At 72.5% G+C, this 13927-nt stretch carries 11 protein-coding genes; 3 read left to right on the forward strand and 8 right to left on the reverse strand.

Annotated features, from left to right (window positions below):
- Window positions 1-164: 164 nt before the first annotated feature.
- Genes LCN96_RS44485 through LCN96_RS44495 form a run of 3 tightly spaced genes read left to right on the forward strand, consistent with a single transcriptional unit; the run spans window position 165 to window position 3419 of the window.
- Entirely contained in the window at window positions 165-1172 is a 1008-nt protein-coding gene (locus tag LCN96_RS44485) for an Acg family FMN-binding oxidoreductase (RefSeq protein WP_225268424.1), read from the forward strand.
- Window positions 1165-2589 (forward strand): nitronate monooxygenase, encoded by a 1425-nt coding sequence (locus LCN96_RS44490; protein WP_225268425.1) that lies wholly within the window; start codon window positions 1165-1167, stop codon window positions 2587-2589. Before LCN96_RS44485 ends, LCN96_RS44490 begins: the two co-directional genes overlap by 8 nt.
- A 35-nt stretch (window positions 2590-2624) precedes the next feature.
- The gene (locus LCN96_RS44495; protein WP_225268426.1) at window positions 2625-3419 is read left to right on the forward strand and encodes a hypothetical protein; all 795 of its coding nucleotides are present in this window, start codon (window positions 2625-2627) and stop codon (window positions 3417-3419) included.
- A 306-nt stretch (window positions 3420-3725) separates the two neighbouring features.
- On the opposite strand, the gene LCN96_RS44500 is transcribed toward LCN96_RS44495, so the two are convergent.
- The 8 genes from LCN96_RS44500 to LCN96_RS44535 all read right to left on the reverse strand — a co-directional run bounded on the left by LCN96_RS44500 (window position 3726) and on the right by LCN96_RS44535 (window position 13794).
- A complete protein-coding gene (locus LCN96_RS44500) occupies window positions 3726-4112 on the reverse strand; it encodes a hypothetical protein (protein WP_225268427.1) in 387 nt (128 codons plus the stop codon).
- Window positions 4113-4186: 74 nt separating this feature from the next.
- Window positions 4187-4984: a respiratory nitrate reductase subunit gamma gene (gene narI, locus LCN96_RS44505; RefSeq protein WP_225268428.1), complete on the reverse strand. Its 798-nt coding sequence runs from the start codon at window positions 4982-4984 to the stop codon at window positions 4187-4189.
- Window positions 4981-5709 (reverse strand): nitrate reductase molybdenum cofactor assembly chaperone, encoded by a 729-nt coding sequence (narJ, locus tag LCN96_RS44510; protein WP_225268429.1) that lies wholly within the window; start codon window positions 5707-5709, stop codon window positions 4981-4983. The genes narI and narJ overlap by 4 nt, the downstream gene beginning before the upstream one ends.
- Complete coding sequence (gene narH / locus LCN96_RS44515; protein WP_225268430.1) at window positions 5706-7259, reverse strand: nitrate reductase subunit beta; 1554 nt, start codon at window positions 7257-7259, stop codon at window positions 5706-5708. Before narH ends, narJ begins: the two co-directional genes overlap by 4 nt.
- The gene (locus LCN96_RS44520; RefSeq protein ID WP_225276197.1) at window positions 7259-10984 is read right to left on the reverse strand and encodes a nitrate reductase subunit alpha; all 3726 of its coding nucleotides are present in this window, start codon (window positions 10982-10984) and stop codon (window positions 7259-7261) included. The genes narH and LCN96_RS44520 overlap by 1 nt, the downstream gene beginning before the upstream one ends.
- Window positions 10985-11095: 111 nt before the next feature.
- Window positions 11096-12316 carry a cytochrome P450 gene (locus tag LCN96_RS44525; RefSeq protein ID WP_225268431.1) on the reverse strand — a complete coding sequence of 407 codons (1221 nt, stop codon included), beginning with the start codon at window positions 12314-12316 and terminating at the stop codon, window positions 11096-11098.
- A 116-nt stretch (window positions 12317-12432) separates the two neighbouring features.
- A complete protein-coding gene (locus LCN96_RS44530) occupies window positions 12433-12774 on the reverse strand; it encodes a histone-like nucleoid-structuring protein Lsr2 (RefSeq protein ID WP_225268432.1) in 342 nt (113 codons plus the stop codon).
- Between the two features lie 243 nt (window positions 12775-13017).
- Entirely contained in the window at window positions 13018-13794 is a 777-nt protein-coding gene (locus LCN96_RS44535) for a hypothetical protein (RefSeq protein ID WP_225268433.1), read from the reverse strand.
- Window positions 13795-13927 lie beyond the last annotated feature (133 nt).

Genomic DNA, 13927 nt, shown 5'->3' on the forward strand with positions numbered 1-13927 from the left:
AGGTGCTCCCGCAGGTGCGCGGCGGCGTGCCGGTCGGCTTCCGAGGTCACCTCCAGGCCGGCCGGCTCGGCCCGTGCCGCGTGGCCGTCCGAGGTCCATCGGACCTGTTCTGAGGGACTTTGGTCCCTGCCTCGGACGGGGCGGATCACGAGAATCTTGGCTTCATGTCTGCTGATGTCCCCGTGACCGAGCTAGGCGCGCCGCCGTTCGCGACGCGCGCCGGGGTGCGCAGGGCGGTGGGCGCCGCCGTGGCCGCGCCGTCCGTGCACAACACCCAGCCCTGGCGGTTCCGCCGCGTCGACGACGCCACCATGGAGCTGTACGCGGACCTCGACCGGTTGCTGATCGTCACGGACCCGATGGGGCGCGGGCTCGGCATCAGCTGCGGGGCCGCACTGTTCAACCTCAGGCTGGCGCTCCGGATGACCGGCCACGACGCCCGCGTGACGCCCCTGCCCGACCCCGCCGAACGCCCCGACCTGCTGGCCACCGTGCGGGCCGTGCCCGGCGAGCCGCCACGGGCCGACGAGCGCCTGCTGTACGAGATGATCCCGCACCGGCGCACGAACCGGTTCCCGTTCGACGGGCAGCCGCCCCCGAGGGAGGTCTTCGTCGAGCTGGTGCACGCCGCCCACACGGAACACGCGACGCTGGTGCCGGTCACGGGCAGGGCCGCGCGGCGGGTGCTCGACCTGGTGGGCGCGGCGGAGAACACGCTGGCCGCCGACGAGTCGTACCAGGCCGAGCTGGCAAGCTGGACCGGCACAGGCGCCTGCTCCGACGGGGTGCCCGAGCACGCCTTCGGCCCCCGCCCCGCACGCGGTGAGCTGCCCATGCGGGACTTCGCCCCCGGCGCGGCGCGGCCGGGCGCGGCCTTCGAGCCGCGACCGAGGCTGGCGGCCCTGTTCACCCGGCAGGACGGGCCGCGGGACTGGCTGCGGGCCGGGCAGGCGCTGCAACGCGTGCTGCTCACCGCCACCGCGCACGGCGTGGCGGCGTCGCTGTTCAGCCAGCCTCTCGACCTGCGTGCGCCGCAGCACCGCGGTGACCGGGTGGGGCCGTTCGGGCATGTGCAGATGCTGGCCAGGTTCGGCTACGGGCCGCCGGTCGGGCAGGTGCCGCGACGGCCCGTGTCCGAGGTCGTGGAGCTGCGGGAGGGCCGGCGTGGCTGAGTCGGCGGACGCCCGCCCCGTGCTGATCCAGGGGGGCATGGGGGTGGGCGTGTCCGGGTGGCGGCTGGCGCGGGCCGTCGCCGTGACCGGGCAGCTCGGCGTGGTGTCGGGCACGGCGCTGGACGTCACGCTGGCCAGGCGGCTGCAGCTCGGCGACCCCGGCGGCCACCTGCGCAGGGCGCTGGCGAGCTTTCCGGTGCCCGAGGTCGCCGAGCGGGTGCTCGCGCGTTACTTCGTGCCCGGTGGCACGGCCGAGGGGGTGCCGTACCGGCCGGTGCCCAGGCTCGGGCTGCGCGGCAGCCGCGCCGGGGACGAGCTGACCGTGGTCGCCAACTTCGCCGAGGTGTTCCTGGCCAAGGAGGGGCACCGCGGCCTGGTCGGCGTCAACTACCTGGAGAAGATCCAGCTCGCCACCCCTGCCGCCGTCTACGGCGCGGTGCTCGCCGGGGTGGACTACGTGCTGATGGGGGCGGGCATCCCGGTGGAGATCCCGCGCCTGCTCGACGACCTGGCCGAGCACCGCCACGGCCGCATCTCGGCCGCCGTGGCGGACGGCGGCACGGGTGAGCACGCTGAACACACCGTGGGGATCGACCCGGTGGCCCTGTTCGGCCGCCGCCTCCCGCCGCTCCCCCGCCCCCGGTTCCTGGCGATCGTCTCCTCGCACGTGCTGGCCGCGTACCTGGCCCGCGCACCCCGCACGCGCCCGGACGGCTTCGTGATCGAGACCCCCGTCGCGGGCGGCCACAGCGCGCCACCGCGCGGCCGTGTGGTGCTCGACGAGGCGGGCGAGCCGGTGTACGGGCCACGTGACGACGCCGACCTGGCCAAAGTGGCCGCGACCGGCCTGCCGTTCTGGCTGGCCGGCGGCTACGGCACGCCCGGCGGGCTGGAGCGGGCGCTGGCGGCGGGCGCCGAGGGGATCCAGGTGGGGTCGGCGTTCGCGCTGTGCCGCGAGTCCGGGCTGGACTCGGTGCTGCGCCGCCGCCTGCGCAGGAGGGCCGGGCTGGTGCGCAACGACCCGCTCGCCTCGCCGACCGGGTTCCCGTTCAAGGTCGCCGCCGTTCCGGGGACGCTGTCGGAGCAGGACGTGTACGAGGCCAGGCCCCGCCTGTGCGACCTGGGTTACCTGCGGACCCCGTACGAGAAGGCGGACGGCTCGATCGGTTACCGCTGCGCGGCCGAGCCGGTGGACGTCTACGTGCGCAAGGGCCGCCCGGCGGAGGAGACGGCCGGACGGCGCTGCCTGTGCAACGGCCTGCTGGCGGCGATCGGGCTGGGCCAGCACCGCCCCGGCGGGTACGCCGAGCCGCCGCTGCTGACGCTGGGCCAGGACACCGGTTTCCTCGACGGCCTGCCCGACGACCACTCGGCCGCCGACGTCGTGGCCCACATCCTGCTGGGCGCGCACCTGTAGCACCCGGCCTCTGCCATGATCGCCACATGAAACGCATGAGCGTCGTGCTGGTCTTTGCCGGGTTGCTGAGCCTCGCGATCCAGGGCGGCGCCGTTCACGCGGCGCCCGTGCCCGGCGCCCTCGACTCCGTCGTCGCGGCCGTCAAGAAGCAGTTCGCCGAGAAGAGCAGCGTGCGCTTCTCCGTCGCCCGTCGCGGCGGGCCGGAACCCGCCGTGCCGACCCGCATCTCCGGCGCCTACCGCTTCAACGCCTCCGGCATGTACTCCGCCGACACCACGGAGATCACCGAGGAGGGAACGGCGACGGGCCGGTACCGGGCGATCACCATCGGCCGGGAGTTCTGGTCGCAGGGCTACGTCCGTGCCAGGAACGGCAAGTACCTCTGGAAGTCGCCGTCGAAGGTGGGCGAATGGAGCGCGTGGCAGAACCTGGCCGGGGTCGTCTGGGGAGATGACCTGATCAACGGGATCAACCCGCACTTCCTCGACCTGGCCGCCTCCTACGACACGGCCAGCGCCGACGGCGGGACCGTCGAAGGCGTGGCCACGACCCTCCACAGCGGCACGGTGACGGTCTCCGACCTGGGCGAGCGGCAGGCCGGGATCACCTTCGGGACCGAGGAGGAAGAATACTCGGACAGCGGCCCGATCACCTGGAAGCTCTGGGTGGGCCCGGACCACCTGCCGCGACGTTTCCACGCGGTCATCGCCTTCATCCCGGCGCAGGGCGGCGACGCCAGGACCATGACGATGAACATCGTCTACCGGAGCTGGGGCAGCCCCGTCACCATCACGCCCCCGCCCGAGCACCGCATCTCCGACGACTGGTGACCGCTCAGCCGGCCGTGGCGGCGGCGCGGCGGACGGCCGCCGCGCGTACCGCGGTGAGCGTCAGGACGAGGGTGATCGCGGCCGTGACCGCCAGCAACCCCAGCTCGGTGACCGAGCTGGGGTTGTCGGCCGGCGCGACCTGGGCGACCAGGGCCCACCAGCAACGCCTGCTGAGCCGCCGAGAGCCCGAGCACCTCCTTCAGCCGGGGGCCGAGCGGGCTGAGCAGCGCCCAGGCCCGGAAGTTCACCGCGAAGCCCAGCGTCGCCAGGCCGAGCATCAGCGGTGGCCGGTGGGTGAGGTGTTCGTCATGTGCCCCTCACAGGGGTCACGAGAGGTGGTGGGGTGGCTCCGCGCGGGATGCCGGTGCCGCCGAGCCGTAGCCTGGTGTGGAAGTCCTCGACGGCGGCGAGCACGCCGGTGAGGATGCGGGGCGAGTCGCGGGCGGCCAGGGTGCGGTGGTAGGCGCACGCGGTGCGGACGGCCGCCGTCATGTCGGCCAGCGGCTCCTCCGCCAGCCGCCCGTCCGCCACGGCGGCCGCGATCCAGGCCAGGTACGCGCGCACGCGCCGCAGGTAGACGGCCCTGCTGGAGGGGGCCAGACGGGAGTGCGCCAGCGCGCCGGCGTAGGCGTGCAACAGCCCGTCGTACGGGGCGGGCAGCTCACCGGCGGCGGCGAGTGGGAGTGGGCGCATCGGTCCTCACCCGGTGGTGGCGAGCAGGGCACCGGCGGCCCCCAGCAGGACCACCGCCGCGCTCCGCACCGCGCTCATCGCCCGGCCCCCGACCGCCCGGCGCGGGAGGCCCCGGCCCCCGGACGCCCGAGCCGGGAGGCCCCTGCCCCCGGACGCCCGAGCCGGGAGGCCCCTGCCCCCGGACGCCCGGCGCCCGCGGGCACGGCCCGCCGCCGGTAGACGACGTACGGCCGCCACAGGTAGGCGACCGGCGCCGACCAGACGTGCACCAGCCGGGTGAACGGCCAGATGGCGGCCAGCAGCCAGGCGGACAGCGCGTGCAGCTGGAAGATCAGCGGCACGTCCGCCATCAGCGCGGGATCCGGCCGGAAGGTGAGCACCCCGCGGAACCACACGGCGATGGTGGCGCGGTAGTCGTAGCCGCCGCCGAGCAGGTTCTTGCCGATGGTCGCGGACAGGCCGAGGAGGATGACCACGCCGAGCACGGCGAACAGCACCTTGTCGGCGGTCGTGGTGGTGGTCCGGACGCGGGGGCTGGTGAGGCGGCGGGCCAGCAGCAGGCCGAGCCCGGCGACGACCATCAGCCCGGCCACGGTGCCGGCGCTCACCGACACGAGATGGTAGAGGTGCTCGTCCACGCCGACCGCCGCGGTCCAGCTCTTCGGCACGAGCAGGCCGAGCACGTGCCCGGCGATGGCGGCGAACGCACCGAGGTGGAACAGCGGCGACCCGAGCCGCAGCAGCCGGCTCTCCAGCACCTGGGTGGTGCGGGTGGTCCAGCCGAACTGGTTCACGCGCCAGCGCCAGACGTGTCCCACCACGAAGATCGTCAGAGTGATGTACGGGATCACGACCCAGAGCGCGACGCTCACGGCCGTACCTCCATTTCGTCGAGCGGCGGACCGTACGGCGCCAGGCCGACCTCCTCGGCGGGCGGCCCGGCCAGGGCCAGGTCGGCGACGGCGGCGCGGTCGGCCGCGGACAGCTCGGGCAGCTCGGCGTGCAGCGCGTCGAGCACCAGCGCGTACGGCGACCCGGCGGAGCGCAGGGCGGAGCGGATGAGCTCCAGCCCCCTGCGGTGCTGGCGCAGCGGCGCCTCGCCGGTGACGGGCCCCGCCAGGGCGGCGAACTCGCAGACCACCGGCAGGAAGTCGGGCAGCTCGCCCTCGGGCGGGACGAGCCCGGCCACCCGGTAGCGCTGCTTGAGCGTGAGCAGGGCCATGCCCCGGCGGCGGGTGTCGCCGTGCAGGTAGTAGGTGAGGTAGAGGCTGGACTTGCGGCGCAGGTCGAACGTCTCGACGTAGGAGCGGGCCAGCGGCATCGGCTCGCACTCGCGGTACCAGGCGGTGAACGCGACCAGCGCGTCCCGGCCCGGCGAGGCGGGCAGCGCGTCGGCGGCGCGGCACAGCTCGTCCCGGGCGGCCAGCAGGCCGTCGTCGGGGTACTGCAGGAGCAGCGACACCAGCCGCATGAACGCCGCTCTGCCCGCGCCGCGCCCGTCCGCCCGCTCTCCCGCACGTGCGTCGGCGGCGGGTGGCCGGGCGGCCGACACGACAGCCGGACGGCGGCGATCGGCGCGCCGGAGGCGGAGCTTCACGCCGCACCTCCGTCACGACCGGCGAAGAGCCTGAGCCCGAGACGCCCGTCGGCACGCCTCCCGGTCAGCCCGACCGGCGGGAAGCCCCCCATGCCGGGCCCGCCCTCTCCGTCGAGGCTGCACCCGTCCACCTGCCCGGCCAGCGCGGCGGCGTCCTCGCGGTGGGCGGCGGGCACGACGTACCGCTCCTCGTACTTGGCGATGGCCAGCAGCCGGTACATCTCCTCCACGTCGGCCGCCGTCATCCCCACGGCCTCCAGCAGCTCGCCCGGCCGGCTGCCGTCGAGGCTCCTGGCCCGCATGTACGCGCGCATGGCCGACAGCTTCATCAGCACCCCGGCCACCACCTCGGTGTCCCCCGCCGAGAACAGGCTCGCCAGGTAGTCGAGAGGGATGCGCAGGTCGGTGATGGCGTGGAAGACGTTGTCGGGGTCGTCGGCGTCCGCGCCGACGCCGGTGACGGCGTCCAGCACGGGCGACAGCGGCGGGATGTACCAGACCATGGGCAGCGTCCGGTACTCGGGATGCAGCGGCAGCGCCACCCGGTACTTCATGGCCAGCCGGTAGACGGGCGAGCGGCGGGCGGCGGCGATCCAGTCCTCGCTGATGCCGGCGGCGCGGGCGGCGGCGATCACGGCCGGGTCGTCGGGGTCGAGGAAGACCTGGCGCTGCGCCTCCAGCAGGTCGCGCGGGTCCTCGACGCGGGCCGCGCCGAGCACGGCGTCGGCGTCGTACAGGATGAGCCCGAGGTAGCGCAGGCGGCCGACGCAGGTCTCGGCGCACACGGTCGGCTGCCCTGCCTCGATGCGCGGGAAGCAGAATGTGCACTTCTCGGCCTTGCCGGTGCGGTGGTTGACGTACACCTTCTTGTACGGGCACGACGACACGCACATGCGCCAGCCCCGGCACCGGTCCTGGTCCACCAGGACGATGCCGTCCTCCTCCCGCTTGTACATCGCCCCGGACGGGCAGGCGGCCACGCAGGCGGGGTTGAGGCAGTGCTCGCAGATGCGCGGCAGGTGGAACATGAAGGTCTTGTCGAACTCCAGCTTCACCTTCTCGGCCATCGCGGCCAGGTTCGGGTCGGCGGGGGCGTGCTCGGGGGCGCCGCCCAGGTCGTCCTCCCAGTTCGCGCCCCAGGTGATGGCCAGGTCCTCGCCGGTGATGGCCGACTTGGGGCGGATCACCGGCGTGTGCGGGCCGGCGGGGGCGTTGAGCAGGGTGTCGTAGTCGTAGGTGGCCGGCTCGTAGTAGTCGTCCAGGCCGGGCAGGTCGGGGTTGGAGAACAGGTTGACCAGCCGCTTGATCCGGCCGCCCGCGCGGAGCTTGAGCCGGCCGCGCCGGTCGAGCTGCCAGCCGCCGTGCCAGCGCTCCTGGTCCTCGTAGCGCTTGGGGTAGCCGACGCCGGGCTTGGTCTCGACGTTGTTGAACCAGACGTACTCCACGCCGTCCCGGTTGGTCCAGGTCTGCTTGCAGGTGACGGAGCAGGTGTGGCAGCCGATGCACTTGTCCAGGTTCATCACCATGGCGACCTGTGCCATGACGCGCATCAGTAAGTCACCTCCTGGCCGCGGCGGCGGATCACGGTGACCTCGTCCCGCTGGTTGCCGGTCGGCCCGTAGTAGTTGAAGGCGTAGGTGAGCTGCGCGTACCCGCCGATGAGGTGGCTGGGTTTGAGCAGCAGGCGGGTCAGGGAGTTGTGCACGCCGCCGCGCCGGCCCGACCGCTCGGTGAGCGGGACGTTCACGTTGCGGTCCTTGGCGTGGTACATGAACACGGTCCCGGCCGGCATGCGGTGGGAGACGACGGCCCTGGCGACGACGACGCCGTTGCGGTTGTACGCCTCGATCCAGTCGTTGTCGGCGACCCCGATGCGGGTGGCGTCCTCGACGCTCATCCAGATCGTCGGCCCGCCGCGCGACAGCGCCAGCATGTACGCGTTGTCCTGGTACTCGGAGTGGATGGACCACTTGGAGTGCGGGGTCAGGTAGCGGACCGTCACCTCGGCGGCGCCCCCCTCGCCCTGCTCGCCGTAGTGGCGCGGCAGGTTGAGTGGCGGCCGGTAGGCGGGCAGCTGCTCCCCCAGCTCGATGATCCAGTCGTGGTCGAGGAAGAAGTGCTGGCGTCCGGTCAGCGTGTGCCACGGCTTGTCGCGCTCGACGTTGATCACGAACGCGGAGTAGCGGCGCCCGCCGGTCTCGGAGCCCGACCACTCGGGCGAGGTGATCACCGGCTGCGGCCTGGACTGCGTGTCGGCGAACGTGATGCGCTTGCCCTCGTGCTCGGCGGCCAGATCCGCCAGCCGGGTCCCGGTGCGCCGTTCCAGCGTCTCGAAGCCCTGCGTGGACAGCCGGCCGTTGGTCGTGCCGGACAGCGCGAGGATGGCCTCGCACATGCGGTCGGCCGTCTCCAGCGAGATCCGGCCCTCGGGGGTGGCGCCGTTCTTGTCGCGCAGGTGCACCAGCTCGGGCCCGACCTGGTAGGTGATGCCCTTGGTGGTCAGCCCGAGCTTGCCGAACAGCGGCCCGATGCCGCGCATGCGCTCGGCGACCGCCGGGTAGTCGCGCTCGACCGTGACGAGCTTCGGCATCGTCCTGCCGGGGATCGGCTCGCACTCGCCGTGCTTCCAGTCGAGCACCCGCCCGCCGGGCTGGGCCAGCTCGTCGGGCGTGTCGTGGGTGAGCGGCACCGCCAGCACGTCCGTACGCCTGCCGAGGTGGGTGGCGGCCAGCTTCGAGAAGGCGTCGGCGAGGCCGAGGAAGACGTCGTAGTCGGCGCGGGTCTGCCAGGGTGGCGCGATGGCCGGGTTGAAGGCGTGCACGAACGGGTGCATGTCGGTGCTGGACAGGTCGTGCTTCTCGTACCAGGTGGCGGCGGGCAGCACGACGTCGGCGAACAGCGCCGTGGACGTCATCCGGAAGTCGATCGTGGTCAGCAGGTCGAGCTTGCCCTCGGCGGCCTGGTCGCGCCAGGTCACCTCGACCGGGTGGGTGCCCTCCTCGTTGCGGGTCTCGGCGTCGGCGCCGAGCAGGTGGCGCAGGAAGTACTCGTTGCCCTTGCCGGAGGAGCCGAGCAGGTTGGCCCGCCAGACGGTGAGCACGCGCGGGAAGTTGGCCGGGTCGCCGGGGTCCTCGGCGGCGAAGCGCAGGCGGCCCGAGGTCAGCTCGTTCACCACGTGCTCGGCGACGGGGACGCCCTTCGCCCGGGCCTCCTCGGCGAGGTCGAGCGGGTTGCGGTCGAACGTCGGGTGCGACGGCAGCCAGCCCAGCCGGGCGGCCTGGGCGTTGCAGTCGGCGAACGACCGGCCCTCGAACAGGCCCTCGCCCAGCGGGCTGGCCAGCTCGTCCGCGCCGATCCGCTCGTAGCGCCACTGGTCGGTGGCCAGGTACCAGAACGCGGTGCCGGCCATGTGCCGGGTCGGCCGCTGCCAGTCGAAGGCGAAGGCCAGGTGCTGGAAGCCGGTGATCGGCCGGACCTTCTCCTGGCCGACGTAGTGCCCCCAGCCGCCGCCGTTGACGCCCTGGCAGCCGGTCAGCGTGGTCAGCGCCAGGAACGCGCGGTAGATCTGGTCGGAGTGGAACCAGTGGTTGGTGCCGGCGCCCATCGCGATCATCGAGCGGCCCTCGGTGACCTCGGCGTTGCGGGCGAACTCGCGGCCGATCCTGGCGATCGTGGCGACCGGCACCGAGGTGATCTCCTCGGCCCAGGCCGGCGTGTACGGCTGCGCGGCGTCGTCGTAGCCGGTGGGCCACTGCCCGGGCAGCCCGTCGCGCGCCACCCCGTACTGGGCCAGGAGCAGGTCGAACACGGTCGTGACGAGCTTGCCGGCCACCTCGGTGACGGGCACGCCGCGCCGCATGACGGAGCCGCCCTCGCTCTGGCCCTCGTCGAACCGCGGCAGGTCCACCTCGACCGCGCGCCCGCCGAGCGGCGAGTGAGCGGACGCCACGCCGTCCAGGCCGAGTGGCGAGTGAGCGGGCGCCACGCCGTCCAGACCGAGCGGCGAGTGAGCGGACGCCGCCCCGTCCAGGCCGAGCAGCGTCAGCGCGGGCTCGGCGCCGTCCAGGTCGAGGTTCCAGCGGCCCTCGCCCTCCTGGCCCCAGCGGAAGCCCAGCGAGCCGTTCGGCACCACGGGCGCGCCACTGGCCGCGTCCAGGAAGACGGTCTTGAACTGCGCGTTCTCGCTCTCCTCGCCGAGGTCGGCGGCGGTCACGAAGCGGCGCGGGACGTAGGCGTCGCCGCGCGGCTCCAGCGTGACCAGGAACGGCAGGTCCGTATATTTCCGTACGTAGTCGGTGAAGTAGGGGACCTGGCGGTCGCGGAAGAACTCCGACAGCACCACGTGCCCCATCGCCATGGCCAGCGCGCCGTCGGTGCCCGGATGCGGGGACAGCCAGTCGTCGGCGAACTTGACGTTGTCGGCGTAGTCGGGGCTGACCGCGACGACCTTGGTGCCCTGGTAGCGGGCCTCGGTCATGAAGTGGGCGTCCGGCGTCCTGGTGACCGGGATGTTGGAGCCCCACATGATCAGGTAGCGGGAGTTCCACCAGTCGGCGGCCTCGGGCACGTCCGTCTGGTCGCCCCAGACCTGCGGCGAGGCGATCGGCAGGTCGGCGTACCAGTCGTAGAAGGACAGCAGCGTGCCGCCGATCATCGACAGGAAGCGGGTGCCGGCCGCGAACGAGGCCATCGACATGGCCGGGATGGGGGAGAAGCCGACGACCCGGTCGGGCCCGTACCGCTTGATGGTGTGCACGTGGGCGGCGGCCATCAGCTCCAGGACCTCCTCCCAGCTCGACCGCACGAACCCGCCCTTGCCGCGCGCCCGCTTGTAGGCCCGCGCACGCTCCGGGTCGCCGGTCAGCTCCGCCCAGGCCAGCACGGGGTCGCCCAGCCGGTCGCGCGCCTCCCGCCACATCTCCAGCAGCACCCCGCGCACGTACGGGTAACGCACGCGCGACGGCGAGTAGGTGTACCAGGAGAACGAGGCGCCACGGGGGCAGCCGCGCGGCTCGTACTCGGGCGATCCCGGCCCCACCGACGGGTAGTCGGTGGCCTGGTGCTCCCAGGTGATCAGGCCGTCCTTGACGAAGACCTGCCACGAGCACGAGCCCGTGCAGTTCACCCCGTGGGTCGAGCGCACGACCTTGTCGTGCGCCCACCGGTCCCGGTAGAAGCGGTCCCACGCTCCCGGGTCGATCTGGTGCAGGGTACGGCCGTCGGCGGACACCTCCGCCCTGGTGAAGAACTTCCTGGCGGCAAGCAACGGCCCCATCCCGGGCACCGCGTCGATATCACTCACGTGCTCAGCCTCGTGGCTGCCGTCCGGCCCGAGGCAGGGACCAAAGTCCCCAGTGAGGGGTCCGATGGACCCCTCAGGGAGGGCTTACCAGGTGACCCAGAGGTCCTGCAGGCCGCCTGACATCATGCCGGTGCGCAGGCGCAGGTCTCCGGGGTGGTCGCGGAGCCGCAGGCCGGGCAGGCGGCTGGTCAGCGTGCCGAGCACCACCTGAAGCTCCAGCCGGGCCAGCGGCTGCCCGAGGCAGTAGTGCGGGCCGGCGCCGAACGTCAGGTGCTGGGCGCCGTTCTCGCGGCGCGGGTCGAACCGGTCGGGGTCGGCGAACTTGGCCCGGTCGCGGTTGGCGGCCGCGAGGTGCGGGATCACCGTGCTGCCCGCGGGCACCGTGGCGGTGCTCAGCTCGACGTCCTCGGTGCTGAACCTGGGCAACCCGCCGAGCACCGACAGCGTGCTGTCCAGGCGCAGCACCTCCTCGACGGTGCCGGGGATCAGCTCGGGGTCGTCCACGACGTCCTCGTAGCGGCTCCTGTCGGCCAGCAGCATGGCCGTCATGATGGCGATCATGTTCGAGGTCGTCTCGTGGCCCGCCAGCAGCAGCGCGCGCACGGTGGCGACGAGCTCCTGCGCGCTGAGGCGGTCGTCCTCGGTGTCGGTGATCCGGGTCAGCTCGCTGAGCAGGTCGTCGCCGGGGTGGGCGCGGTTGCGCTCGATCAGGTCGGAGACGTAGCCGTTGAACTCGCGATAGGCCTGGTCGACCTCGTCCTGGGTGTAGCGGGTCAGCGTCAGCATGACGCGCGACCAGTGCGCGAACCTGTCCTGATCCTCGACCGGCGCGCCGACCAGCGCGCAGATGACGCGTACGGGCAGCTGCATGGCCAGCCCGGCCGACAGGTCGCCCGGGGAGCCCTTGGCGAGCATGGCGTCGAGCAGGTCGTCGGTCATCGCCTGGATCCGGGGCCGCCACAGCTCCATCCTGCGCAGCGTGAACCAGCCGCTGAGCAGCCGCCGCCAGCGCAGGTGCCCCTGGCCGTCGCGGATGCGGGCGACGCCGGCCCGGCGGCGGTTGAAGAGCCCGCCGTCCTCGGTGGTGGCCAGCCTGGCGGCGCCGTCCCTGGCGAGGTCGCGGCTGAAGCGCGGATCGGCCATCACCATTCGGGCGTCGTCGTACCTCGTGACCACGGTGGCCACGTCGCCGCTCGGCAATCGTACGGAGGCCACCGGGCAGCTCTCGCGCAGCTGCGCGAGCTGGGGCGGCGGTTCCAGAGCGGTGGGGCGGTCGAACGGGAAATCAGGGATCGCGTCAGCCATCGCCTTTGTCCTCCGACTGGGGAGTCCGACCCCTACGAATATAAGAAGATCATCAATTGCTGACAATCGCCTTCATTCGACGGGGACGGATTCGGCGCCGCCACCACTCGGAACCTCTAGTGAGCGGCTTCGTACTGCTCCACGACGGTGGAGGCGATACGGCCCCGCTCGCTCACCGGCAACCCCTGGGCCTTGGCCCAGCGCCGGATCTCCGTGGCCTTCTCACGGCTCACGGCACGCGAGGACAGCGCGCCGGGGCGGCGGCCGCGCAGCACGCGGTCGGCGCGGACCGCACGGGCCTTGGTGATATAGGGGGCCAGAGCCTTCTCCAGCTTCTCCCTGTTCGAGCCCGACAGATCGATCTCGTAGTTCACTCCGTCGAGCGCGAACCGTGTCGTGCCCTCGGCCTCACTGCCGTCGATGTCATCGATAAAGGACTCAACAATACGCTTCGCCATAAGGGTGCTCCAATTAACGTCACGGGCTGCAGGTACTGTAGCCCGCTTCAGCACATCGTGCATCACCGAGGGGTGCGATACCTGCGCAAACGACTTTAGCGAACCCGCCCCGCACCAGCACGTGACTTGCACATGATGGAACCGGACAGCCGCTCGTCCGAGATCACCGGCGGGCGCGCATTGAAGTTGAATTCAAACCTTTCCCTTGCTGCATAGGGCTTTCCGGCGCCGGCCCGCCCCGCGTCAGGAGTCTTCCGGGACGCGGGGCGTGGGCTCTACCTGCCGCGCTGTTTCCCAGAGATAGTCGAACTGCTCGACCCAATAGGCGTACCAGCGCTCGTGCCGCTCGCGAGTGAGGTCCACGTGCATACGCGCGAAAGTGGACTGGCCCGCCCCGTGCAATTCGACGATCGCGCGGCCCTGCCAGGCGTCCGGATCGGTGAGCACGAGGCTGAAACCGGGGTTGTAGGGGAACAGCCGGTACTCCACCTTTCCCGGCGTCTTCCAGCCGCGCATTCGCGCCAGCCGTTCCAGCACCGCGCCGAGCGCGACGGGCAGGCTCTGGATCTGATGGTCGTCCGACTCGTCGAGCTGCTTGCGGGCGATCTGGATGGCCTCCTGGCGGTCGGGGTCCAGCACCACGACCCGCACCCGCGCGTCCCGGTGCTGCAGCACGCTGGTGCGCAGGGTCTCGCACACGTACGGGGACAGCAGGTTGGCGGCGGACGGCGCGAAGATGCGCACCTCGCGGACCCCGTCGAAGAGCCTGGGCAGGGGCGTCTCGTCGAAGTCGGCCCGGTCGCCGAGCACGTCCCGGCCGCCGCGCGGCTGCTCGGGCAGGGTGGCGCGGTAGAGCAGGACGCCGAGGCCGGCCAGTGCGGCCGCCCACTTGACCTCTTCCGAGACGACGTCGCTGATCACCGAGACGACGGCGAAGAGCAGCAGGATGAGGGCCATCGCGTAGGTTTCGATGTTCTTGCGCGCCCGCACGTCGGTCTTGACCCGTCGCAGCAACCTCATCGCCACCGCCTCACGTCGGCCCGGTCCTGACTCCATTCTGGAGTGCCGGGCGTCCGCCCGCCCATGAAACTTTCATCCCTGCCGCCACCTGCCTCTCAGCCACCCACCTGGGCGGAGTCACGGGGCTGCGCAG

It is taken from the genome of Nonomuraea gerenzanensis (genome assembly GCF_020215645.1).
In the GTDB taxonomy this organism is placed as follows: domain Bacteria; phylum Actinomycetota; class Actinomycetes; order Streptosporangiales; family Streptosporangiaceae; genus Nonomuraea; species Nonomuraea gerenzanensis.

Coding starts and splice junctions, on each gene's coding strand:
- LCN96_RS44485 (WP_225268424.1), top strand. CDS start 165: ATGTCTGCTGATGTCCCCGTGACCGAGCTAGGCGCGCCGCCGTTCGCG.
- LCN96_RS44495 (WP_225268426.1), top strand. CDS start 2,625: ATGAGCGTCGTGCTGGTCTTTGCCGGGTTGCTGAGCCTCGCGATCCAG.
- LCN96_RS44500 (WP_225268427.1), bottom strand. CDS start 4,112: ATGCGCCCACTCCCACTCGCCGCCGCCGGTGAGCTGCCCGCCCCGTAC.
- narH (WP_225268430.1), bottom strand. CDS start 7,259: ATGCGCGTCATGGCACAGGTCGCCATGGTGATGAACCTGGACAAGTGC.
- LCN96_RS44520 (WP_225276197.1), bottom strand. CDS start 10,984: ATGGGGCCGTTGCTTGCCGCCAGGAAGTTCTTCACCAGGGCGGAGGTG.
- LCN96_RS44525 (WP_225268431.1), bottom strand. CDS start 12,316: ATGGCTGACGCGATCCCTGATTTCCCGTTCGACCGCCCCACCGCTCTG.
- LCN96_RS44530 (WP_225268432.1), bottom strand. CDS start 12,774: ATGGCGAAGCGTATTGTTGAGTCCTTTATCGATGACATCGACGGCAGT.
- LCN96_RS44535 (WP_225268433.1), bottom strand. CDS start 13,794: ATGAGGTTGCTGCGACGGGTCAAGACCGACGTGCGGGCGCGCAAGAAC.